Here is a 21,894-nt window from a genome sequence, read left to right as displayed (position 1 = left end):
CGCCGACCGCTACCGCAGCACCACCGCGTCAGGGGTGCTGACGTCGATCGTCCCGGCCGGCTCGAGGGCTCCCGCGTCGATCTGCTCGAGCAGCCCCACGAGCGCTGCGGACTTCGCGCTGGACTCCGACGCGTCCCCCAACGGACGAGCGTTCCGTCGGTCAGGGTCAGGGAGATGTCGTCGGGAGTGGCCGCGGCCGCACCCGTGACCTCCGTGCGGACCTCGGCCGGCAGCGCGCTGACGGCAGCGACCCCGCGAGCGTGGCCGGGTCCTCGGGCCCGGGCGAGTCGACCAGGAGCGGGACGACGCCCTCCGGCGGGCTCCCGGTCACCATGTCGAAGAGCACGCCGTCGGCGTCGACGAGCGACCGGCGTCCGGGCTGGCCCACGATGGCGACGGGCACCCGCTCCACGACGGTGATGACGACGCTGTCGGGCCAGTTCCGGGTGACCTCCACGGCGGAGACCTGCGGCAGCCGCCCGACCCGCGCCTCGGCCGCCTCCACGTCGACGCGCAGCAGCGGCGTGCCGTCCCCGATGCCGGCGGCCTCCTGCACCTGCTCCGCCGGGAGGGTGACCAGCCCGTCGACGCGGACGTCCCGGACGGCGAGCACGGGCCCGGCCAGGAGCAGCCAGGCGACCGCTGCGACGGCCGCCAGGGCCGCCACCAGCTGCACCAGGCGACGCCGGCGCCGGGTCATGCGTCCCCGGCGCCGGGCGAGCGGGGTGACCGGCGCGGCCGGTCGGCGCCTGCTCCCGGCGCGCTGGTTCCCGTGCCGCTCGGTGCCCCCGCGGCCGCGGCCCTGGCGCTCACCTCCGCCGGGCGTCCGCTTCGCGGCGGAACGGCTCCCCGTCGCCGGGACGGCCCGCCACGGTCGCGCGTCGTCGTCCCCGAGCGGCTCACCGGTCCGGGCCCTCCGCGACGCCGCCGTCGTCGCCGGCACGGGCACGGGCCTCGAGCGCCTCGAGCACCTCCGGCCCCACCATGGACACGTCGCCCGCGCCCATGGTCACCACCAGGTCGCCGGGCCGTGCCCGGGCGGCCAGCGCCGGAGCGGCGGCCGACCAGGAGGACTCGAAGAGCACGCGGTCCGCCGGCAGGGGCACCGCGTCGGCGACCATCGCCCCCGTGACGCCGGGAACCGGGTCCTCCCGTGCGCCGTACACGTCCATCACCACGACGTCGTCGGCCAGGCCCAGGGCCTGCCCGAACCCCACGGCGAACTCCTGGGTCCGGCTGTAGAGGTGCGGCTGGAAGGCCACCACCAGGCGCCCGTCACGGGCGACGGCGCGCGCCGCCTTGAGCTGTGCGGTCACCTCGGTCGGGTGGTGGGCGTAGTCGTCGTACACGCGCACCCCGGCGACGGTGCCCTTGAGCTCGAACCGTCGGTGCACCCCGCCGAAGCGACCCAGCCCTCGACCAGGTCGGCGACCGGCAGCCCGAGCTCGATGCCGGCGAGGAGCGCGGCCGCGCTGTTGAGCGCCATGTGCTCGCCGGGCACCTGGATGCGGACCCGGCCGAGCTCTTTCCCGTCGAGGGTCGCGGTGTAGCTCGTGGCGTCCGGCCCCACCTCCAGGCCGGTCAGGTGCAGGTCGGCGTCGGCGCTCGTGCCGTAGGTGCGCAGCCGGGCTCTGTGCATCCCGGCAGGGGCGGGCACGTCGCGCAGTCGGGCGGCGCCCGGGTCGTCGGCGCAGACGACGACGAAGCCCTGCGGGTCGACGGTCTCCAGGAACCGGTCGAAGGCGGCCTCGACGGCCGCCAGGTCACCGTAGTTGTCCAGGTGATCGGCCTCGACGTTGGTGACGACGGCGCCGAAGGGCGCCAGCAGGAGGAAGGAGCGATCGCTCTCGTCGGCCTCGGCGACGAAGACGTCACCCTCCCCGCGTGCGCGTTGCTGCCGGACTCGTTGAGGTCGCCGCCGATCGCGAAGGACGGGTCGACCCCGCACGCCTGGACCGCGACGGTCAGCATCGACGTGGTCGACGTCTTCCCGTGCGTGCCCGCCACCGCCACGCTGCGCCGCCCGGCCATGACGGCGGCCAGCGCCACCGCCCGCGGCAGCACCTGGAGCCCGCGCGCCCGCGCCGTCGCCAGCTCCGGGTTGTCGGGGCGGATCGCGGTGGAGACGACGACGGTGTCGGCGTCGCCGAGGTGGGCCGCGTCGTGGCCGACGGCCACCCGGGCACCCAGCGCGCGCAGCGCCAGCAGCGTCGGGGTGTCGCGGCGGTCGCTGCCGGAGACGCGGACGCCGCGGGCGAGCAGGATGCGCGCGATCCCGCTCATCCCGGCGCCACCGATGCCCACGAAGTGCACCGCCCCGAGGTCCTCGAGGGTCGGCACCGGGCCCGTCCAGTCGGCGACGTCCTGGGCGCTCACCGGGCGACCTCGAGCACGATGCCGGCCAGCCGGTCGTCGGCGTCGGGCACGCCCGCGGCGGCTGCGTGCCGGGCGTACCCGGCGAGCGCGGCCGGATCGGTCAGCAGCGGGACGAGGTGGTCGCTGATCCACCCCGCGTCGAGGTCGGCGTCCTCCAGCAGCAGCCCGCCGCCCGCCTCGACCACGGGGAGTGCGTTGCGCCGCTGCTCGCCGTTGCCGATGGGCAGGGGCACGAAGGCCGCCGGCAGTCCGACGGCCGACAGCTCGGCGACCGTCACCGCCCCGGACCGGCACAGGGCGAGGTCGGCGGCGGCGTAGGCGAGGTCCATGCGTTCCAGATAGTCGACGAGCACGTAGGGGGACTACCCGCAGGACGCTCCGGGACAGTCACGTGCGTGTTCTTGGGTCCCCGGGCGTGCAGCACCTGGACGCCGGCGTCGGTGAGGGCGGCGGCGGCCGCGACCGCGGCCCGGTTGAGCGTCTGCGCGCCCTGGGACCCGCCGAAGACCAGCAACGTGGGGCGGTCGCCGTCCAGGCCGAACTCGGCCCGCGCCTCCCCCGCCGCGCCGCCCGGTCGAGCGAGCCGATGGCCGTGCGCAGCGGCATCCCCACGTGCTCGCCGCGGTGCAGCGGCGTGCCGGGTGCGGTCACCGCCACCCGGGCGGCCAGCCGCGCGCCGATCCGGTTGGCCAGCCCGGGCAGCGCGTTCTGCTCGTGCACCACGATCGGCACCCCGGCCCGCCGGGCCGCCAGGTAGGCCGGCAGCGCGACGTAGCCGCCGAACCCGACCACGACGTCGGCGGACAGCTCCCCCAGCAGCTCGCGGGTCTCGGCGACCGCGCGGCGGACCCGGCCCGGGACCCGCACCAGCTCGAGGGTGGGCTTCCGGGGCAGGGGCACCGGCGGGATCAGGCGCAGGTCGTACCCGCGGGCGGGGACCAGCCGCGTCTCCATCCCCGGGCCGTGCCCAGGCAGGTGATCCGCAGCTGCGCGTCGCGACGACGCAACGCGTCCGCCAGGGCCAGCATCGGTTCGATGTGGCCGGCCGTGCCACCACCGGCCAGCACCACGCTCCGCGGCCGGCTCACCCGGGCCTCCCGGGCCGGCGCGGGCTCCTCGCCGGCGGCTGCCGCCGCGCGAGGGGCTCGCGCGGCGCTGCGGTGCGGGGCCGCGGCGCTTCGCTGCGGGCCGGCGCAGCGCTGTCGGGGGCACCCGCCCGTGCCGGGGTGCGGCGGGACGGGCCGGAGCGGGTGTGCAGCACGGTGCGGCCGCTGCCGACGCTGCGGGCCGGCGCCCGGTCCTCCGGGAGCCGCCGCGGGCGGACGGGGTCGACCGGCGCCGCCGGGACGGGCAGCAGGAACCGGGCGAGGCGGCCGCGGGTCTGGGCGCGCTGCGCCTCGATCGCCGCGGGCTCGGAGCGGGCGAAGCGGGCCAGCAGCCCGACGATGAACAGCGTGAGGATGAGCGAGGTGCCTCCCGCGGAGATGAGCGGGAGCGTCACCCCCGTCACCGGCAGCAGACCGACCACGTAGCCCATGTTCATCGCCGCCTGCCCGACGAGCCAGACGGTGATGCCCACCGACGCCAGCTGGATGAACCGGTCGGCCGAGCGCCAGGCGATGCGGAAGCCGGCCCATGCCAGCACGCCGTACAGGGTGACGACGACCAGGCAGCCGAGGAAGCCGAGCTCCTCGCCGATGATCGCGAAGATGAAGTCCGACTCCGCCTCGGGTAGCAGGTTCCACTTCATCGCGCTGTTGCCGAGCCCCACGCCCCAGAAGCCGCCGGTGGCCAGCGCGTACAGGCCGCGGATCGCCTGGAAGCCGCCGTCGGTGGGATCGGCGAACGGGTCCAGGAAGGACGTGATGCGGTCCCGGCGCTCCACCGAGAACGCCATCACGGCGCCGAGCAGGGCAGCGCCGGCCACGACCGCCCAGCCGAACCAGCGCAGCGGCATGCCGCCGGCCCAGAGCAGCCCGACGAGGACGAGGCCGAGGCTCACGACGCCACCGAAGTCCGGCTCGGCGATCACGAGCACGGCCAGGACCCCGAAGACCGGCAGCACGGGCACGAGCAGCGACGACGTCGTGAGGTAGCGCTCGCGCAGCGCGAGCACGTGCGCGCCCCACAGCGCGAAGACCAGCTTGGCGATCTCCGACGGCTGCAGGAGGGCGAACCCCAGATCGAACCACTGCCGCGCGCCGTTGAGCTTCACGCCGATGCCCGGCACCAGGACGAGCAGCAGCATCGCGGCGACCACGATCAGCGCGATCGGTGACCACCGGCGGATGAGGCCGATCGGCAGGCGCAGGGCCACCAGCATGGCCCCGACACCGAGGCCGGCCCAGACCAGCTGCTGCACACCCGGTTCCCAGGCGGACTGGTTGTCGAGGGCGGCCTCGATCGAGGAGGCGGAGAAGACCATGACCAGGCCGATGGCCAGGAGCAGCCCGGCCGACCCCAGCACCAGGTGCGAGCTGGTCATCGGCCCGTCGAGCCACGCGGGGCCACGCAGGCGTCGGCGCTCGTGGCGGGTGGCGGCCCCGTCGCGGGAACCCCGCTCCGACGGTCGCGTGCGGGTGCCGGCGGTCACGGGAGCCGGTCCGTTCCGGTCACCACGTCCGCCGCCCTGTCGCCATGGCCCCATCGTCGCTGCTGGGCGGGCAGCCGCGGCCGTTCCCCGGCGCGTGTCGCGGTACGTGGGCAGATCGGCGGGGGTGCTGTGATCGGGCGATCACAGCAGGTCGTTCGCTCCCGCGGGGCGCTCCGCTCACAAGCCGACGAAGTTCAGCCAGTCGGCGTAGAACAGGCCGATGCCGAAGGCCACCGCCATGGCCGTGACCAGCCAGAAGCGCACGATGACGGTGTTCTCCGTCCACCCGGCGAGCTCGAAGTGGTGGTGCAGGGGCGCCATCCGGAACACCCGCCGTCGGGTGGCGCGGAAGAAGGCCACCTGGATGACCACCGACAACGTGACGGCGACGAAGAGCCCGCCCAGCACCACCAGCAGGAGCTCCGTGCGGGTCACGATCGCCAGGCCCGACAGCAGACCGCCGAGGGCGAGCGAACCGGTGTCGCCCATGAAGATCCGGGCCGGGCTGGTGTTCCACCACAGGAAACCCAGGCAGGCTCCGAGCCCGGCAGCGGCCACCAGAGTGACGTCGAGGGGTCGCGGACCACGTAGCAGCCGTCGATGGCCTCGGTGGCGCAGTCGTGGGTGAACTGCCAGAAGGAGATGAAGACGTAGGACGCGAACACCATCGCCGAGGAGCCGGCGGCGAGGCCGTCCAGCCCGTCGGTGAGGTTCACCGCGTTGGAGAAGCCGGCGATGAACAGGTACGCCAGGATCACGAACGCCACCGACCCCAGCGCGAAGGGCGCGATGTCACGCACGTAGGACACGACGGTGGATGCCGGGGTCACGCCCCGGCCGTCCGGGAAGTTGATGGCGAGCACCGCGAAGGCCACCCCGACGACGAGCTGCCCCACCAGCTTGGCGGTCTTGTTCAGCCCGAGGCTGCGCCGGTGCCGGATCTTGAGGTAGTCGTCGAGGAACCCGACCGTGCCCATGCCGACCATCAGGAAGAGCAGCAGCAGCCCGGTGGTCGTGAAACCCCAGTTCTCCTGGTCGGCGAGGAAGAGGTGCGCTGCGACGTACCCCCGACGGTCGCCCCGACGATCACCGTGCCGCCCATCGTGGGCGTGCCCTTCTTGGACAGGTGGCTCTCGGGGCCGTCGTCCCGGATCTCCTGGCCCAGGCCCTGCCGGCGGAAGGCGCGGATGGCCAGTGGAGTGAGCAGGATCGAGATGATCAGGCTGAACCCGGAGGCGATCAGGACCGACCTCATGCGTCGGCCTCGCCGCTCGGGACGGAGGCGGTCAGGAGGTCGGCGGCGAGCAGCTCCAGCCCGTAGGCGCGGCTGGCCTTGACGAGGACGACGTCACCTGGACGGAGCACCTCCGAGAGCAGCTCACGGGCAGCGGCCCGGTCCGGCACGTGCACCGACTCCTCTCCTGTCCGGCGGCCGGCGGCTGCCGCACCCTCCGCTATGCCTACCGCATCGGGACCCACGGCAACGATCAGGTCGACCCCGGCGGCCGCCGCGTCGCGGCCCAGCCGCTCGTGCTCGGCCCCCGCGCCGGGACCGAGCTCCCCATGGCGCCCAGGACGGCGATGCGCCGGCCGGCGGGCAGCCCGATGAGCGCCGCCAGGGCGGCCCGCATCGACTCGGGGTTGGCGTTGTAGGCGTCGTTGACGACGGTCACCCCGTCGGCGCGGCGGTCGACCTCCATGCGCCAGCGGCTGCGCGCCGTGGCGCCCGACAGCGCCGTGGCGACGTCGGCCGCGTGCATCCCGGCGGCCAGCGCTGCCGCGGCCGCCGACAGCGCGTTGGCGACCTGGTGCTCACCGGCCACCTGGAGCTGCACCGGGTGCTCCTCCCCGCGGCCACCAGGGTGAAGCGGGGCCGGGCGGCGTCGTCGAGCGTCACACCTGCCGCCCGGACGTCGGCCTCGGGGCTCCGGCCGGTCCTCACGACGCGGGCGCGGGTGCGCGGCGCCATGCCGAGCACTCGCGGGTCGTCGGCGTTGAGCACGGCGGTGCCGTCCTCGGGCAGCGCCTCGACCAGTTCCCCTTGGCCTGCGCCGTCCCCTCGGGGCTGCCGAACTCGCCCAGGTGCGCGGATCCCACGTTGAGGACCAGACCGATCCGCGGCGGGGCGATCCGGCACAGCCGGGCGATGTGCCCGGTGCCGCGCGCACCCATCTCGAGGACGAGGAAGCGGGTCGCCTCGTCGGCGTCGAGCACCGTGAGCGGCAGGCCGATGTCGTTGTTGTAGGAGCCGGGCGGGCTCACCGTCGGCCCGGCCGCGGCCAGCACCTGGCCCAGCAGGTCCTTCGTGGAGGTCTTGCCCGAGGAGCCGGTGATCCCCAGGGTGACCAGGCCGCCGGCGGTCAGCCGGGTGTGCACCCCGTCGCCAGCCGGCCCAGGGCCACGACCGGGTCGTCGACCACCACGGTGGGCAGCGCGTCGTCGCCCCGCGTCGCCAGCGCGGCCACCGCGCCGGCCGTCGCCGCCGCGCCGAGGAAGTCGTGGCCGTCGACCCGGTCCCCGGCCATCGCCACGAACAGGTCGCCGGCGCCCACGGCGCGGGAGTCCAGCGTGACCTTCCCGGTCAGCTGCAGGTCGGCGGGACCGGTGAGCTCGCCACCGGCCAGCTCCGCCACCTCGGCCAGTGACAGCGGGATCATGCGGTCCCCTCGAGCGCCCCGAGGACCTCGCGCAGCACGTCGCGGTCGTCGAACGGGTGCACGGTTCCGCCGATCTCCTGTCCGGTCTCGTGACCCTTGCCGGCCACCAGCAGCGTGTCCCCCGGCCGGGCGAGCGCGACGGCGGCCGCCAGCGCCTCCCGCCGTCCGGCCACCTCGTGCACCTCGGCCCGGCGCTCCTGGGGCACGTCCTCGACACCGGCCAGCATCGCGGCCCGGATCTGCGCGGCGTCCTCCGAGCGGGGGTTGTCGTCGGTCACCACGAGCACGTCGCTGCCGGCGGCCGCGGCAGCACCCATCGCGGGCCGTTTGCCCGGGTCGCGGTCGCCCCGCATCCCAGCACGGTGAGCAACCGGCCCTCCGTCGACCGGCGCAGCGCGGCCAGCGCCGTCGTGACGGCGTCCGGCGTGTGCGCGTAGTCGACGACGGCGACGAACGGCTGGCCCGCGTCGACCGGCTCCATGCGGCCCGGGACCACCGTGCCGGCGATCCCGCTGAGCGCGGTCTCGACGGGGACACCGACCGCGTCGAGGAGGGCGACTGCCAGGACCGCGTTCGCCACGTTGAACCGTCCGGGCAGCCGCAGCCGCGCGGGCCAGGTGCGGCCGCCCGGCCCGGTCAGGGTGAACGTGGTGCCGCCGTCGGGGGCGGCGGCCACACCCGAGGCCACCCAGTCGGCCGGCCCTCGATCGACACCGTGCCGGCGTCGGGGCGCAGCCCGGCGAGGCGACGACCCGCGTCGTCGTCCACCGTGACCAGTTCGCGGCCGGACCGGCCGTCGAAGAGCATCGCCTTCGCCCGGAAGTAGTCCTCGAGGTCCCCGTGGAAGTCCAGGTGGTCCCGGCCCAGGTTGGTGAACCCGGCGGCGGCGAACCGCACGCCGCCCACCCGGCCGAGCACCAGCGCGTGGCTGGAGACCTCCATGACGACCGTCGAGACGCCGGAACCGGCCATCGTGGCGAGCAGCGCGTGGAGGGCCGGCGCCTCCGGGGTGGTGCGCACGCTCGGGAAGGCGGTGAGGGTGGACGAGCCGTCGGCGGCCCGGCTCCGGGTGCGCGTCTGCACGGTGCCGATCAGGCCGGTACCCAGGCCGGCGGCGGCCAGGCCGGCCTCGACCAGGTAGGCGGTCGTGGTCTTGCCGTTCGTGCCGGTGATGCCGATGACGGTCAGCTGCCGGCTGGGGGCCCCGTACACGCGATCGGCCACCTCGCCGAGGACGGCCCGCGGATCGTCGACGACGCAGACCGGCAGGCCGGTGACCCGGGCGGTCTCGAGGCCGGTCGGATCGGTGAGGACGGCGGCGGCGCCGCGCGCGGCCGCGTCACTGGCGAAGCGGGCGCCGTGCGTGCGCGCACCTGGGAGCGCCGCGTAGAGGTCACCCGCCCGCACCTCGGCCGAGGCGAGCGTGACGCCGCTGATCGCCGTGGTCGCCTCGCCCGCGGCGGGCGCGCCGAGGAGATCGGCCAGGTCCGCCAGTGTCAGGGCGCTGGCCTGCGGTCGGTTCCCCGGAGGCCGGGGAGCCGACCCGGCATCGGTCGGGGTCACGGGGCTCCAATCTACCGGCGGGTGCCGGTCGGCCCGCGCGACGCCACGATCACGGGCGTGGTGGACACCGGCCCCGCTGCAGGGTCCCGCCGCGAGCCTGCGAGTGGTGGAGGGTAGCGGGGTCCTTATTCGGTGAGCACGAAGTCCGGGCGAGCGGTCCCGGACGGGACGACGCCGTCGGCGGTCAGCGCGAACCGCAGGATGTCGGCGAACACCGGCGCCGCCACCTGCCCGCCCTCGGCGTTGCTCGTCGGCCGCTCGAGGTCCACCGCGACCACGTACTGCGGGTCGTCGGCCGGCGCGAAGCCGACGAAGGTGGTCACGTAGCCGCCACCGGCGTAGCAGTTGCACTCCGGGTTGGCCCGCTGGGCGGTGCCGGTCTTCCCGGCCACCCGGAAGCCCTCGATCTGGCCGCGCGGCGCGGTGCCGCCGGGCCCGACGACGGCCTCGAGCATGTAGGCCATCTCGTCGGCGGTGGTCTCGCTGATGACGCGGGTGCCTTCGGGGGCCGGCGCCGCGGTGACCCGGCCGTCGGGGCCGGTGACCGAGTCGACGATGCGCGGGGCGACCCGTACCCCGTCGTTGGCGATGGCCTGGAAGACCGAGGCCATCTGCAGCGTGGTCACCGACACGCCCTGGCCGATCGCGACGTTCGCGGCCCGGATGCCGCTCCAGTCGTCGGAGTCCTGCAGGATGCCCCCGCTCTCCCCGGCAGCTCGATGCCGGTGGCCTCCCGATGCCGAAGGCGCGCAGGTACTCCTCGAGCTTCTCGTTCCCGACCTCGCGGGCCAGCATGATCGTGCCGACGTTGCTGGACTTGGCCAGGATCCCGGTGACCGTCCAGTCGATCGGTCCGTGGTCGGACGCGTCGGAGACCACCCGGTCGCCGGCCTGGATCCGCCCGTCCACGGACAGCACGGTGTCCGGCTCGGCCACACCTTCCTCGAGGGCGGCCGACAGCGTGACGGCCTTCATGACCGAGCCCGGCTCGAACACGCTGGAGACGAGCGGGTTGCCCAGCAGGTCGGGATCGGTCGTCGAGTAGCTGCCCGGGTCGTAGCCGGGGCAGGACCCCATCGCGACCACCTCGCCGGTCCGCACGTCGAGAACCACCGCGGACGCCCGCGTGGTCGCGCCGTCGGCACATGCCTCCCCAGGCGCTGCTCGGTCACGTACTGCAGGTCCTGGTCGAGGGTCAGGGTCACCGAGTCGCCGTCGGTCGCGGGGGTGGACTCGTCGATGCCGGAGGGGATGGGGTTGCCCCGCTGCCCACCTCGACCCGGCGGGTGCCCGGGGCGCCGGCGAGTTCGTCCTGGAAGGTCTGCTCGATCCCGGCGAGGCCCTCGCCGTCACGCCCCACGAAGCCGACGACCTGCCCGCCCACGGTGCCGGCCGGGTAGAGCCGCACGGGGTCGTCCTCGAAGAGCACGCCCGGCAGCCCCAGCGCGTCGATCGCGTCCGTGGTCTCCGGCGGGACCTGCGTGGCGAGGATGACGTAGCGGCTGTCCGCCCCGAGCTTCCCCGTGAGCTCGGGCACCGGCACGCCCAGCAGCGTGGTCAGCGCCAGCGCCGTCCGCTCCGGGTCGTCGACCACGGCCGGGTCGGCGACGACGCGGGAGGCGTCGACGGTGTAGGCGAACGGGTGCCCGTCCCGGTCCAGCACGGCTCCGCGCAGCGCCGGCACGGCGTAGGTGCGCAGCCGGTCCTGCTCGGCCGCGTTGGCGTAGGCCGCTCCGTCGACCCCCTGGAGGATCGCCAGCCGGCCGACCACGAGGACGAGGAGTGTGATCATGACGGCGAGGCCCCACCGGTTGCGCAGGCCCCGCTGGTTCACCGACAGGCCGACACCGCTGCGCCGGCTGCCCGGGGTGCGCCGCGGGGTGAAGGGGCCGGGTCGTCCGGGCGTCCGCGACCCGCCACCGGACCCCGCGCCGCCGGCTCGTCCCGCTCCACCACCCGGTCGGACAGTGTTCGGCACGGTCAGTCCCCGTCCGCGGCAGCCGGCGCCTCGGCGGGCGCCGGGGTGCCGCGCAGCACGGAACCGCCGTCGGGATCGATGACGAGGTAGGCCGCCGGGCCGGCCGGGACCAGTCCGGCCGCGACGGCCGCGGCGGCGATCTCGGCGGGCGTGGCCCCGCTGACGACGCGCTGCTCGAGACGCTGGACCTGCTGCGCGCGGGCGGCGTTCTCCGCCCTGAGCCCGGTGGCCTTGAGCGAGTCGACCGCGATCGCGGTGTTGAGGATCAGCAGGCCCAGCGTGGTGCCCACCAGCATCGCGACGACCAGCAGGACGAAGGGGGCGCGGGGGTGACGGAGCGCCCGCGGCGCCGGACCCGTGGTCGCGCGGTGGCTCCCCGGGGAGCAGGCGCAGGTCGGGGCGCTGGGCGACCCGCGAGCCGGTGCGCGGGGAGGCGAGCCGCGGGGACGCGGCGCGCGGCCCGGCCGCACGCGGGGGTGGTGCCGGAAACTCGGGCGGTGGCGCGGGTCATGCGGCCCTCCGGATGCGTTCGGCGGCACGGACACGCGCGGACGCGGCCCGGGGGTTGGCGGTGAGCTCGTCGGCCGACGGGGCCTCGCCGCCCCGGGTGAGCAGGCGCAGGACCGGGCCCAGCTCCGGCACCGGCAGGGGAACTCCGGCGGGGTGCGGTCGACCGCGTCGGCGGCCAGGGTCTGCTTGACGATGCGGTCCTCGAGGGAGTGGAAGGTGATGACGACGACGCGGCCACCCACGGCGAGCGCGTCGATCGCGGCCGGCAGCGCCCGCTCGAGGACGCCCAGCTCGTCGTTCACCTCGATGCGGAGGGCCTGGAAGGTCCGCTTCGCCGGGTGGCCACCCGTGCGGCGGGTGGCGGCCGGGATCGCCTCGCGGACCAGGTCGGCGAGGCGCCCCGTGCCGGTGAACGGCTCGCGGGCGCGTTCGCGGTCGATGGCCGCGGCGATGCGCGAGGCGAAGCGCTCCTCGCCGTACACCCGGAGGACCCGGGCCAGCTCCTTGGGCGGGTAGGTGTTGACGACGTCCGCGGCGGTGCGGCCGGTCGTCGGGTCCATCCGCATGTCCAGGGGCGCGTCGGCGGAGTAGCTGAAGCCGCGGTCGGGGCGGTCGAGCTGCAGCGAGGAGACCCCGAGGTCGAACAGGATCGCCTGGACCTCGTCGACGCCCAGGCGGGCGAGCACGTCGGGCAGCTCGTCGAAGACGGCGGGGACGAGCGTGACGCGCTCGGTGTGGCCGGCGGCGGCGATGCGGCGGGCCGCCTCGGCCCGGGCGTCCGGGTCGCGGTCCAGGCCGATCAGGCGCAGGCCGGGGTGGGCGTCGAGCATCGCCAGCGAGTGCCCGGCCAGGCCGAGGGTCGCGTCGACGAGGACGGCGCCGTCGGCAGCGCACGCGGGCGCGAGGAGTTCGGTGACCCGGTCGAGGAGGACGGGCACGTGCACGGGGGCACCCACGGGCTCGGGCGCCGCAGCATCCGTGCTGCTCATCGTCACTGCCTCTCGAACGGTCCGGGGTTGCTTCCCGGGATGGTGCCGCGCGTCCGGTCCAGGGGCGGGACGCGGCGGTTCCGGTGGAGCGGGTGGGGCTGGCTGGGCGAGGTGTTCGGCGTGGGGTGGTGGGGCGGGGTGGAGATCGTGGGGCGGGGTGGGGACGGTGGGGCCGGGTGGAGCCGGAGCCGTCCGGTTCGGGCGGGCCCGCCCCCGCGGGGACCGCCTGGCGTCGGGGAAGAGCGTCAGGTGGCTCCCGCGGGGGCGGGGATGGTCCGCCCACCTGCTGCCCGTGCGGAACGAGGGCGGTGGGACCGAGCCGCGGGGAAGGCGGCTGGGGCCCGGGCGGTCGAGCCGCGGGGAAGGCGGTTCGAACGCCGATGTCCTCGTGCGCCCGTCGGCAGCGGGCGGTGCACCGGAACGGTGCGGGCGTTCCCGGGGATCACGACAAGGTCGGCATCCCCTCGCTCTCCAGGTCGGCGTAGGCCGCCTCCAGTTCGGCCACGTAGGCCTCCCAGTTGGTGGCGTCCCAGATCTCGAAGCGGGTGTCCACGCCGACGATGACGACGTCGCGGTCCAGCCCGGCGTACTCGCGGAGGCTCGCGGGGATGGTGATGCGGCCGGTCTTGTCGGGCTCGATCTCGACCATCGACCCGAAGCTCATCCGGGCGGCCATGCGTGCCCGGGCGGTGTCGGAGGGGGCCATGGCGGCCATCGCGGCGCTCTGCTCGGCGACCCGGTTCATGGTGAGGCCGTAGATGCAGCGCTCCTGGCCCTTCTTGATCACCATGCCGTCGGCCACCTGCTCGCGGAAGCGGACGGGCAGGGCGAGCCGGCCCTTCTCGTCGAGGCGCAGGGGTAGCTGCCGACGAACACCGGATCACCCCTGCATCTGTCCTCCACTGGCTCCGCAGCGACCCCTGGTCGGTCCCTGCCTCCCCACCGGGCGACACAGTAACCCACCAGCCCCCACTGGACACCACTCGACGCCGTGTCGTGACCGGCTCCCCCACTCCCACCCAGCCGTGCGCACGCCGGCCGACCGCCCTGGGCAGCGGGCGGCCATGCGCCTCCCCGTGGGTCGCAGTGGGGAGCAGGGCGCGGTCGCGGCGCCGATCCGGTCCGGCCACGTACGGTGGGGACGTGACGGAGGCGACACGCACCGCCGACGGGGCGGCCGGTCCGTCGGTCGACGTCGCGGGGATCGGGGCCGGCATCGCGGCCAACATCGGCCGGGTGGTCCAGGGCAAGGACGACGTGGTGCGGCTGGCACTGGTGGTGCTGCTCGCCGAGGGCCACCTCCTGATCGAGGACGTGCCCGGCGTCGGGAAGACCACGCTGGCCAAGGCACTGGCCGCCTCGGTGGACGCCACCGTGCGGCGGATCCAGTTCACGCCCGACCTGCTGCCCAGCGACGTCACCGGGGTGGCGGTCTACGACCAGGAGTCCCGGGCGTTCGAGTTCAAGCCCGGTGCGGTCTTCGCCAACATCGTCGTCGCCGACGAGATCAACCGCGCCTCCCCAAGACGCAGTCGGCCCTGCTGGAGTGCATGGAGGAGCGCCAGGTCACCGTGGACGGCGTCAGCTACGAGCTGGCGCGGCCGTTCATGGTGATGGCGACCCAGAACCCGCTGGAGATGGAGGGGACCTATCCGCTGCCGGAGGCGCAGCGCGACCGCTTCACCGCCCGGGTCTCCATGGGCTATCCCGGGCGGGACGCCGAGCTGGCGATGCTCGACGAGCGATCGACGGCCGACCCGCTGTCGACCCTCTCCCCGTCGCCGACGCAGCCACCGTGCGCGACCTGGTGGCCGCGGTGGGCACCCTCTACGTCTCCGACGCCGTTCGGCGCTACGTCGTCGCCCTCGTGGAGGCGACCCGCCGCTCCCCGCACCTGCGCCTGGGCGCGTCCCCCGAGCCGGGCTGCAGCTCATGCGGGCGGCCCGCGCCTCGGCGGCGCTGTCGGGACGCGACCACGTGCTGCCCGACGACGTCCAGCTGCTCGCCGCGCCGGTCCTGGCGCACCGCCTGCTCCTGACCGCCGACGCCGCCCTCGGCCGGCGCGGCGCGGAGCAGGTCGTCACCGAGCTCCTGTCCACCGTCCCGGTCCCCGCGGACGCTGAACCGCCGTGCCGACGCCGGCTGGCCGGGTGCTCTCCTCGCTGACCGTCCGCGGGCGGTGCGTGGTCGCCGCGGCGGGGACGCTGCTGCTGGTCGGCACCGTGCTCGGCGAGCGACCGCTGGTGCAGCTCGCGGTCTTCGCCCTCGCCCTGCCGCTGCTGTCCGCGGTCGCGGTGTCCCGGCAGCGGTTCCGCATCAGCGTCCGCCGCACCGTGAGGCCGCCCCGCGTGCCTCGCGGTGACACGGCGGAGGTGGGTCTCGAGCTGACCAACGCCGACACCCGCGCCGGGGGCCTCTGGGTGCTGACCGAGCAGCTGCCCGCCGACCTGGGAGCCTCCCCGCGCTTCGTCGTCGAACGGCTCGCGGCGGGGTCCGGTACGACCGTGACCTACCGGGTGCACGGGTCCCGGCGCGGCCGGCACCTGCTCGGCCCGCTCCGGCTGCGACTGGTCGACCCCTTCGGTCTGGTGGAGCGCAGCGCCGTCGGCGCCGACAACGCGCCGCTGCTCGTCGTCCCCGCGTGCGGCCGCTCGGCACCGGAGGACCGGCCGGTGGGCACGGTGGGGGCGGCGAGGGCTCCCGCCGCACGATCGCCGTGCACGGCGAGGACGACGTGAGCATCCGGGAGTACCGCCAGGGCGACGACCTGCGGAAGGTGCACTGGCGGGCGACCGCCAGGACCGGCGAGCTCATGGTCCGGCTCGAGGAGCGACCGTGGCGTGCCCAGGCCACCCTGTTCCTCGACACCCGGGCCCGTGCCCACCTCGTCTCACCGCGCCGGCCAGCCGGTGACGACGCCCCCTCATCGGCCCCGACGGCGACGAGGCCCCGCCGTCGGACAGCCTGGAGTGGGTCGTGGAGGCCGCGGCGAGCATCGGCACGGAACTGGCCCGACGGGGCGCGGCGCTGCGTGCCGTGACCGACGCCGGCGAGCTCGTGCCCACCTCCGGCCGGGGGCGGCTGAGCGCCGAGGACCTCCTCGACCGGCTGGCCGCGCTCGGCCCCTCGCGTGCCTCGGGGCTGGGGATCGGCGTGGAACAGGTGTGCCGGGCCGCCGGCGACGGACCGGTCGTCTGCCTGCTGGGCGCGGTCGGCCCCGACGACGTGGTCGAGCTGATCCGCAGCCGCTCTGGCCCCACGACCGACATGGCGATCCTGACCGACGTGGAGAGCTGGGCCGTCCCCGTGGCGGGCCGGGGACGTCGGGTGTCGGCCGCCTCCCGCGGCACCCTGGCCGCCCAGCGGGAGGACGCCGCGGCGCTGCTGCGCGCGGCGGGCTGGCGGGTGGCCGTGGCCCGGGCGGACCGGACCGTCGCGCAGGTGTGGGCCGACCTGGGTGGCCCTCTGCCGGCCGGGGCGACGAGCGTCGCCGATCTGCACGGGGCGCCGGCGTGACCGACCAGGACCTCCGTCCCGCGGTGGCTGCGGCGGTGGCCACCTTCCTGGGCGCCGCCGCGCTCAGCCCGGTCTACACCTCCGCGGCCTGGGTGGGCCCGGTGCTCGCCGTCGTCCTCACCGTCCTGGCCGGCGGGCTGCTGCTGCGCACCGGTGGTGCGGCGCTCGGGGCAGCTCTCCGGCGCGGACGAGGGTCCTCGTCCCGGGGCTCGGGGATCGGCGTCGTGCTCGTGCCGGTGGGCCAGCTGCTGCTCCTCTCGGCCGTGCTCACCGCCCTCTTCGCCCCCACCGAGGCGATCGCGGGCGTGATCCCGACGTCGGCGAGCCTGGAGCAGCTGGTCGCCGTCTTCGCCGACGGCTCGGCCGAGCTCCGCGAGCAGGCCACCCCCGCCCTGCCGCTGACCGGGCTGCTCTCGCTCACCGCTCTCTTCGTCGGGCTCGTCGCCGTCCTCGTGGACCTGCTGACCGTGGCCGGGCGGCAGGCCACGCTCGCGGGGCTGGGGCTGCTGGTCCTGTACTGCGTCCCGGTGGCCACGATCACCGGGGGCATCGGGCTGGTGGCACTCGCCGCGCCCGCCGCGGGTCTGGCGCTGCTGATGTGGACCGACCAGCGGAGCCGGCTCGCCTCGGTCGGTCGCACAGGGGGCCGCAGCGGCGTCACCGGCGGGCGGACCGCCGTGCGGATCGGGCTCGCGGCCCTGGCCGCCGGCCTGGTCCTCGGGTCGCTCGTGCCGACGCTGGAGGAGGGCTCGCTGGCCACAGGCTTCGGCGGCGGCTCCGGTGGCTCGACCGGCACCTCCATCGACCCGGTGGCCACGATGCAGGGCCAGCTGACCCTCCCGGAGCCGATCGACCTGCTGCGACTGGAGGCCTCGGTCGAGGATCCCGGGTACCTGCGCGCGGTCGCCATCGACGAGTACGACAACCAGTCCGGCTGGTCGCTGAGCAACCTCAGCGGCGAGGAGTCCATCGCCGACGACGACCGGCTGGCGCCACTGCCGGCCCGCCAGTCCTCCCGCCCGGTCACCGCCACGATCCGGGCGCTGCAGCACGACGACCGGTTCCTGCCGACGCTCTTCTCGCCGCAGTCGGTCAGCCTGGACGACGGGGACCCGGGGTTGGCCGAGGGGTGGCGGTTCGACCCGGACACGGGCACGGTCTACGGGCGCGAGGTCACCAGCGGCGGCCTCAGCTACACCATCGCCGCCAGTGAGCCACGGCCGACGCTCGCCCAGCTGTCCGCGGCCCGGCAGCTGAGCCCCGACGACCCGGCGCAGCAGCGGTTCACCGCTCTCCCGCTGCTGGACCCGCGGGTCACCGATCAGGTCGCCGAGGTCACCGCCGGGGCGACCACCCCTACGAGCGCGTGCGGAGCATCCAGGACTTCCTGACCGACCGGGACAACGGGTTCATCTACAGCCTCTCCACCTCGCCGGGGACGACCGGGGACGACCTGGTGGACTTCCTGCGCCTGCGCCGCGGCTACTGCGAGCAGTACGCCGGCGCGATGGCGGTCATGGTGCGGGCGGCCGGCGTGCCGGCGCGGGTGGCCCTCGGGTACACCCCGGGCACCGAGCAGCCCGACGGCAGCCGGCTGATCACCAGCGACGACGCCCACGCGTGGGTGGAGGTGTACTTCGAGGATCTCGGCTGGGTGCCGTTCGACCCGACACCGATCGCCCGTGACCGCGCCGTGGACCTGCCGTGGGCGCCCCGTGCCGGCGAGGACGACGAGTCCGACGACCGGGCGCAGGCCGCCGTCCCCACGGCGCCCTCCCAGCCGCTCCCCTCGGCGCCGCGGGACCTCGCCGGGGGCGGCGCGCCGGGTGCACAGCAGGGCGAGAGCGCCGACGACGCGCTGGGCCCCTACTGGGCGCCGTTGGTGCCGTCCTGCTCGCCGGAGCCCTCGTGGGGGCCCCGGCCGCGGCCCGTTCCCTCCAGCGCCGGCGCCGGCTCGCGAGCGGGACGCCCGGCGACCTGTGGGACGAGTTGGCCGCCACGGCGGTGGACGCGGGGTGTGGCTGAATCCCGCATGGACCCCCGTCGGACCGCGCGCGAGCTGGGGGCGGTACTGGACCGGAGCGGGTCGCCCGGCGAGGGCGCCGACGTCGTGCTGCGGCTGGCCCTGGCCGAGGAGTCCGCCAGCTACGGGCCGACCGCCGGGCAGCGCGTGCACCCCGAGCTGGCCGCTGCGCTGCGGACGGCCCGACGAGGTCTGCTGGGCGCCCTGCCCCGTGCCGCCCGCGTCCGCGCCCTGCTCTGGCCGACGTCCCTGGTCAGCGGTGCCGGGAACCGGCTGAGCACCGCGGTGACCCGGAGGGTCCCGCGGCGGCTGCGGCTCCGCCGGCGGACCCGCACGGCCTGACGCCCGCTCCCCGACGACGAGACTGACGCCCGCTCCCCGACGACGAGAGCCGCCGTCCCCTGAGGGACGACGACTCTCGTCGGGACGACGGCTCTCGTCGGGCGGGTTCGGCGGCCTACTGGTCGTAACGCCGGCGGAAGCGCTCCTCGAGGCGGATCTTCAGCGGCTGCCGACCGGGGCGGTTCCCGCGGCCGGGACGCCCCGGGCCGGACGGGCTCCGGTTGCCGGCCGGCGCACTGCCGGCCTCGACCGCGCCGGTGGCGGCCTTGTAGTGCAGGACGGCGAGAGCGGCCCCGGCGAACATCACCAGGGACCCCAGGGCGCCGATGATCACGGACTGGGCGACGGCACCGCCGACCAGGCCCACGAGTCCGACGACCACGAGAAGGGCGCCGATCTGCAGTCTGCGGCGGGCCTTCTGCCGGCGATCACCGGTACGGACAGACGAAGCGAACTTGGGATCGTCATCGACGAGGGCGCGCTCGATCTGCTCCAGCAGACGCTGCTCGTGCTCGGAGAGCGGCACGTCGACCTCCAGGTGGGCGGAGCCATGGCCGTCGGTGGCTCCCGCCGACGGTGACATCGAGGATACGAGGCCTTTGCAGACTGCGAAAGGCGACCGTGCGGCGACCCGCCAGGATCGTCGTCCGATCACTCCTCCGGGTAGGCAACGACCGGGGGCCGCTCCGGTTCCTGGCCCGCTGACCAGCGGATCCGCCCTGGTCGTCCCGCCCGCTCTGCCCGCCCGGCCGCCCCGCCCGGTGCAGCAGCGTTGCCGGCCGGACCGCGCCGGCGCCGAAGCGGCGGGCGGCGCGGTCCGCGGCGAGCTCGGCCTCCCGCCGGCCGTGCTCCCGGGCACCGAGCTGCAGCTGCTGGGAGGCGGAGCCGGCGTCGATCAGCCGCTCGGCCCGGACCCCGACCAGCCGGATCCGGGCCCGCTCGAGCCCGAGCGCGTCGTAGAGGCCCCGTGCGGTGTCGTAGAGCTCCTGCCCGACGTCGGTGGGGACGTCGAGGGTGCGGCTGCGGGTGATCGTCGCGAAGTCGGCGAACCGGACCTTGATGCTGACCGTGCGGGCCAGCCACCCCCGGCGCGCAGCCGGCCCGCCGTCCGCTCGGCCAGCAGGAGGAGCTCGCGGTGGATCACCGCCGGGTCGTCGACGTCGGTGCCGAAGGTCTCCTCGTGCCCGGTGGACTTCTCGGGCTCGTTCGGGACCACCCGGCGCGGATCGCGCCCCCAGGACAGCTCGTGCAGGTGCCCGCCCGCGGCCGCACCCACGGCCCGCTGCAGGGTCTTCGCCGGCACGTGCGCGAGGTCGCCCACCGTGCGCAGGCCGAGGCGGAGCAACTGCTCCTCGGTCTTCGGGCCCACCCCCAGAGCGCGCCGACCGGCAGGGGGTGCAGGAAGTCCATGACCTCCCCGGGCGGACCACCAGCATCCCGTCGGGCTTGGACCGGGTGGAGGCGAGCTTGGCGACGAACTTGGTGCCGGCCACCCCCACCGAGCACGTGATGCCCTGCTCGTCGAAGACCCGGGCCCTGAGGTACTCGCCGATCTCCGCGGCATCCCCCAGCCTGCGGCCCGCGCCCGAGACGTCGAGGAACGCCTCGTCCAGCGAGAGCGGCTCGACCAGCGGCGTGATCGAGCGGAACAGCGCCATCACCGATCGCGACACCTCGCTGTAGAGCGCCAGGTCCCCCGGCAGCACGGTCGCCGTCGGGCACAACCGCAGCGCCCGGGCGGTCGGCATGGCCGCGTGCACCCCGTAGCGGCGGGCCTCGTAGGTGGCCGAGGTGACCACCCCGCGGTTGCCGTGCCCGCCGACGATCACCGGCGTCCCGGCCAGCTCCGGCCGCCGGCGCACCTCGACGCTGGCGAAGAAGGCGTCCATGTCGACGTGCAGGACGGTGCACCCCTCCGCGCGGCCACCGCCTCTCCGCACGCTGCACCTCTCCATGCGTCGACCCCGACATCGAACACGTGTTCGACGACGGGGTCGACGATAGCGGATCCCGGTCAGGTCAGGCGGCGACCCGCTGACGCTCGGCGTCCGTGCGGCTGGGCCACATCTTCGCCCCGAGCACTCCGCCGATGGCGGCCGCGAGGACGCCCAGGCCGAGGCCCAGTGCCGCCCAGCTGGCGCTCGAGATGGCCACGTCGGCCGCCTGTCCGGCCGCGACGTCGGGCAGGTTCGCCTGCTGGATGCTGGTCACGTCGGTGACGACGCCGGCCAGCGAGCCCAGCAGGGCGCCGCCGCCGAACAGGGTCAGGAACACGATCGAGACCACCGACAGCGCCCACACCAGGATGCCGTGCAGCAGTCCGTCGCTGAACCCGCGCCAGATCGCGCTGGCCCCGGCGGTGAGGCCACCGAGGAACAAGGCGATCAGCCCGTTGATCCCGCTGAACCAGTCCGCGTTGTTGCCCGCGCTCCCCGGGCCGACGTCCCACCAGCCCAGGGCCAGCGTGGCGACCTGGAGCAGGATGAAGGTCGGGACGGCCACGATCAGCCCGGCCCACACCGGCCCCCAGCGGACCCGGTCCCGGCGCGGTGGCGCCTGCACGAGCGGTGCGACGGCGGTGGCGCCCTCGGCAGGCCCCTCGTGGACCACCCTCTGCTGAGCGACGTCGTCCTGGACGGTGGTGTCGGTGTGCGTACGACTCTCGGTCATGAGATCGATCTCCTCCCGTGCGTCGTGCCCGTGCTGCGGATCGGGGACGAGCCGTCCCCTTCGTGCAGGGACAGGGGTTCCCCGCTGCTCGCGGGCATCCCCGTCGCCGGGCAGCCGCGATCCGATCGTCATGTGCCCTCGCACGGTCGCTCGTGCCGCCGGGCCCGCGGAGAACCCCTGGTGGGACGCCAGGTGTCAGACGAGGATGGGAGAGGTAAGCAGCGACGGGAGGCTGCCGACCGGCAGCCCCGGATCGACCTGGACGGAGATGCCATGGCTCTCGACGACGACGACATGACGAGCACGGAGGGTCCGGCCGACGGCGGCGCCCACGGTCCGGCGGACGGCGGCGCCGATGGTGGTGCGGACAGCGGCGCCGATGGTGGTGCGGACGGCGGCGCTGACGGTGGCGCCGATGGTGGTGCCGACGGCGGCGCTGACGGTGGCGCCGACGGTGGTGCCGACGGCGGTGCCGACGGCGGTGCCGACGGCGGTGCCGACGGTGGTGCCGATGGTGGTGCCGACGGTGGCGCGGACGGTTCGGCCTGACCGAGAACCCGACCACCCCGGGCCGGGCGGAGCATGAGCTCCGTCCGGCCCTGCGGCGGTGCACGACCATCGACCCCGGCGAGTTCGCCGAGCGGTACTGGTCCCGCCGGCCGCTGCTGACCCGCGCC

Annotated in this window: 25 protein-coding genes and 8 pseudogenes; 8 read left to right on the top strand and 25 right to left on the bottom strand. The window is 75.4% G+C overall.

From position 1 onward, the window contains the following. Positions 1-9: 9 nt before the first annotated feature. The 21 genes and pseudogenes from U6N30_RS11535 to U6N30_RS11425 form a co-directional block, all read right to left on the bottom strand. Entirely contained in the window at positions 10-141 is a 132-nt protein-coding gene (locus U6N30_RS11535; protein WP_324277415.1) for a hypothetical protein, read from the bottom strand. Positions 142-166: 25 nt separating this feature from the next. Then, positions 167-949: a cell division protein FtsQ/DivIB gene (locus U6N30_RS11530; protein ID WP_324277414.1), complete on the bottom strand. Its 783-nt coding sequence runs from the start codon at positions 947-949 to the stop codon at positions 167-169. Beyond that, positions 900-1,355 (bottom strand): glutamate ligase domain-containing protein, encoded by a 456-nt coding sequence (locus U6N30_RS11525; protein ID WP_324278253.1) that lies wholly within the window; start codon positions 1,353-1,355, stop codon positions 900-902. The genes U6N30_RS11530 and U6N30_RS11525 overlap by 50 nt, the downstream gene beginning before the upstream one ends. Then, the gene (locus U6N30_RS11520; protein WP_324278252.1) at positions 1,313-1,948 is read right to left on the bottom strand and encodes a Mur ligase family protein; all 636 of its coding nucleotides are present in this window, start codon (positions 1,946-1,948) and stop codon (positions 1,313-1,315) included. Before U6N30_RS11520 ends, U6N30_RS11525 begins: the two co-directional genes overlap by 43 nt. A gap of 131 nt (positions 1,949-2,079) precedes the next feature. Next, positions 2,080-2,283, bottom strand: a pseudogene (locus U6N30_RS11515) (Mur ligase domain-containing protein); the annotation flags it as partial. 89 nt (positions 2,284-2,372) lie between these two features. Continuing rightward, positions 2,373-2,729 (bottom strand): glycosyltransferase, encoded by a 357-nt coding sequence (locus tag U6N30_RS11510; protein ID WP_324277413.1) that lies wholly within the window; start codon positions 2,727-2,729, stop codon positions 2,373-2,375. Then, a complete protein-coding gene (locus tag U6N30_RS11505) occupies positions 2,651-2,890 on the bottom strand; it encodes a glycosyltransferase (RefSeq protein ID WP_324277412.1) in 240 nt (79 codons plus the stop codon). The genes U6N30_RS11510 and U6N30_RS11505 overlap by 79 nt, the downstream gene beginning before the upstream one ends. Positions 2,891-3,087: 197 nt before the next feature. Further along, positions 3,088-3,404: pseudogene (locus U6N30_RS11500) on the bottom strand (UDP-N-acetylglucosamine--N-acetylmuramyl-(pentapeptide) pyrophosphoryl-undecaprenol N-acetylglucosamine transferase); the annotation flags it as partial. A gap of 56 nt (positions 3,405-3,460) precedes the next feature. Next, positions 3,461-4,861: a putative lipid II flippase FtsW gene (ftsW, locus tag U6N30_RS11495; RefSeq protein WP_324277411.1), complete on the bottom strand. Its 1,401-nt coding sequence runs from the start codon at positions 4,859-4,861 to the stop codon at positions 3,461-3,463. A gap of 285 nt (positions 4,862-5,146) precedes the next feature. Further along, the gene (locus U6N30_RS11490; RefSeq protein ID WP_324278251.1) at positions 5,147-5,491 is read right to left on the bottom strand and encodes an MraY family glycosyltransferase; all 345 of its coding nucleotides are present in this window, start codon (positions 5,489-5,491) and stop codon (positions 5,147-5,149) included. Beyond that, positions 5,401-5,955 carry an MraY family glycosyltransferase gene (locus U6N30_RS11485; RefSeq protein WP_324277410.1) on the bottom strand — a complete coding sequence of 185 codons (555 nt, stop codon included), beginning with the start codon at positions 5,953-5,955 and terminating at the stop codon, positions 5,401-5,403. The genes U6N30_RS11490 and U6N30_RS11485 overlap by 91 nt, the downstream gene beginning before the upstream one ends. Continuing rightward, positions 5,955-6,224, bottom strand: coding sequence for a hypothetical protein (locus U6N30_RS11480; RefSeq protein WP_324277409.1), 270 nt, complete (start codon positions 6,222-6,224; stop codon positions 5,955-5,957). The genes U6N30_RS11485 and U6N30_RS11480 overlap by 1 nt, the downstream gene beginning before the upstream one ends. Continuing rightward, positions 6,221-6,669: pseudogene (locus U6N30_RS33755) on the bottom strand (glutamate ligase domain-containing protein). The gene U6N30_RS11480 and the pseudogene U6N30_RS33755 overlap by 4 nt, the downstream one beginning before the upstream one ends. A gap of 238 nt (positions 6,670-6,907) precedes the next feature. Beyond that, the gene (locus tag U6N30_RS11465) at positions 6,908-7,345 is read right to left on the bottom strand and encodes a Mur ligase family protein (protein ID WP_324277406.1); all 438 of its coding nucleotides are present in this window, start codon (positions 7,343-7,345) and stop codon (positions 6,908-6,910) included. Next, positions 7,330-7,626, bottom strand: coding sequence for a Mur ligase domain-containing protein (locus tag U6N30_RS11460; protein WP_324277405.1), 297 nt, complete (start codon positions 7,624-7,626; stop codon positions 7,330-7,332). Before U6N30_RS11460 ends, U6N30_RS11465 begins: the two co-directional genes overlap by 16 nt. After that, positions 7,623-8,107 (bottom strand): annotated as a pseudogene (locus U6N30_RS33750) (glutamate ligase domain-containing protein). Before U6N30_RS33750 ends, U6N30_RS11460 begins: the two are co-directional and overlap by 4 nt. A 155-nt stretch (positions 8,108-8,262) precedes the next feature. Next, complete coding sequence (locus tag U6N30_RS11445) at positions 8,263-9,189, bottom strand: Mur ligase family protein (protein WP_324277402.1); 927 nt, start codon at positions 9,187-9,189, stop codon at positions 8,263-8,265. Positions 9,190-9,314: 125 nt separating this feature from the next. Continuing rightward, positions 9,315-10,266: pseudogene (locus tag U6N30_RS11440) on the bottom strand (peptidoglycan D,D-transpeptidase FtsI family protein). 124 nt (positions 10,267-10,390) lie between these two features. Further along, positions 10,391-11,167 (bottom strand): penicillin-binding protein 2, encoded by a 777-nt coding sequence (locus U6N30_RS11435; protein ID WP_324277401.1) that lies wholly within the window; start codon positions 11,165-11,167, stop codon positions 10,391-10,393. Positions 11,168-11,169: 2 nt separating this feature from the next. Continuing rightward, entirely contained in the window at positions 11,170-12,666 is a 1,497-nt protein-coding gene (rsmH, locus tag U6N30_RS11430) for a 16S rRNA (cytosine(1402)-N(4))-methyltransferase RsmH (protein ID WP_324277400.1), read from the bottom strand. Between the two features lie 442 nt (positions 12,667-13,108). Then, complete coding sequence (locus U6N30_RS11425) at positions 13,109-13,468, bottom strand: division/cell wall cluster transcriptional repressor MraZ (RefSeq protein ID WP_324277399.1); 360 nt, start codon at positions 13,466-13,468, stop codon at positions 13,109-13,111. 194 nt (positions 13,469-13,662) lie between these two features. Between U6N30_RS11425 and U6N30_RS33745 the strand changes: the two are divergent. The 7 genes and pseudogenes from U6N30_RS33745 to U6N30_RS11385 form a co-directional block, all read left to right on the top strand. Beyond that, positions 13,663-14,291, top strand: a pseudogene (locus U6N30_RS33745) (AAA family ATPase); the annotation flags it as partial. A gap of 25 nt (positions 14,292-14,316) precedes the next feature. Further along, positions 14,317-14,832, top strand: a complete 516-nt coding sequence (locus tag U6N30_RS33740; RefSeq protein ID WP_324278250.1) for a hypothetical protein — start codon at positions 14,317-14,319, stop codon at positions 14,830-14,832. Beyond that, positions 14,796-15,404, top strand: a complete 609-nt coding sequence (locus tag U6N30_RS11405; RefSeq protein WP_324277398.1) for a DUF58 domain-containing protein — start codon at positions 14,796-14,798, stop codon at positions 15,402-15,404. The genes U6N30_RS33740 and U6N30_RS11405 overlap by 37 nt, the downstream gene beginning before the upstream one ends. Continuing rightward, a complete protein-coding gene (locus tag U6N30_RS11400; protein ID WP_324277397.1) occupies positions 15,308-15,706 on the top strand; it encodes a DUF58 domain-containing protein in 399 nt (132 codons plus the stop codon). The genes U6N30_RS11405 and U6N30_RS11400 overlap by 97 nt, the downstream gene beginning before the upstream one ends. After that, a complete protein-coding gene (locus U6N30_RS11395) occupies positions 15,643-16,182 on the top strand; it encodes a hypothetical protein (RefSeq protein ID WP_324277396.1) in 540 nt (179 codons plus the stop codon). Before U6N30_RS11400 ends, U6N30_RS11395 begins: the two co-directional genes overlap by 64 nt. Next, positions 16,179-17,573, top strand: a complete 1,395-nt coding sequence (locus tag U6N30_RS11390; protein ID WP_324277395.1) for a TgpA N-terminal domain-containing protein — start codon at positions 16,179-16,181, stop codon at positions 17,571-17,573. The genes U6N30_RS11395 and U6N30_RS11390 overlap by 4 nt, the downstream gene beginning before the upstream one ends. Then, positions 17,549-18,547: a transglutaminase-like domain-containing protein gene (locus U6N30_RS11385; protein WP_324277394.1), complete on the top strand. Its 999-nt coding sequence runs from the start codon at positions 17,549-17,551 to the stop codon at positions 18,545-18,547. The genes U6N30_RS11390 and U6N30_RS11385 overlap by 25 nt, the downstream gene beginning before the upstream one ends. Before the next feature lie 115 nt (positions 18,548-18,662). Here U6N30_RS11385 and U6N30_RS11380 read toward each other — a convergent pair whose 3' ends face one another. From U6N30_RS11380 to U6N30_RS11365, 4 genes and pseudogenes are all read right to left on the bottom strand, one after another. After that, entirely contained in the window at positions 18,663-19,073 is a 411-nt protein-coding gene (locus U6N30_RS11380) for a DUF3040 domain-containing protein (protein ID WP_324277393.1), read from the bottom strand. Then, a pseudogene (locus tag U6N30_RS11375) lies at positions 19,012-20,111 on the bottom strand (DNA polymerase Y family protein). Before U6N30_RS11375 ends, U6N30_RS11380 begins: the two are co-directional and overlap by 62 nt. Continuing rightward, a pseudogene (locus U6N30_RS11370) lies at positions 20,017-20,436 on the bottom strand (Y-family DNA polymerase); the annotation flags it as partial. The pseudogenes U6N30_RS11370 and U6N30_RS11375, both read right to left, overlap by 95 nt. Before the next feature lie 130 nt (positions 20,437-20,566). Beyond that, positions 20,567-21,349, bottom strand: coding sequence for a permease (locus U6N30_RS11365; RefSeq protein ID WP_324277392.1), 783 nt, complete (start codon positions 21,347-21,349; stop codon positions 20,567-20,569). Positions 21,350-21,572: 223 nt separating this feature from the next. Here U6N30_RS11365 and U6N30_RS11360 point away from each other — a divergent pair, with 223 nt between their 5' ends. Next, a complete protein-coding gene (locus tag U6N30_RS11360; RefSeq protein WP_324277391.1) occupies positions 21,573-21,803 on the top strand; it encodes a hypothetical protein in 231 nt (76 codons plus the stop codon). Positions 21,804-21,894: the final 91 nt, after the last annotated feature.

Origin of the sequence: Blastococcus brunescens (genome assembly GCF_035320885.1) — a bacterium.
GTDB lineage: Bacteria > Actinomycetota > Actinomycetes > Mycobacteriales > Geodermatophilaceae > Blastococcus_B > Blastococcus_B brunescens.
Note: the sequence above shows the minus strand (reverse complement) of the source record. Positions and strands in the feature narration are given on the sequence as shown.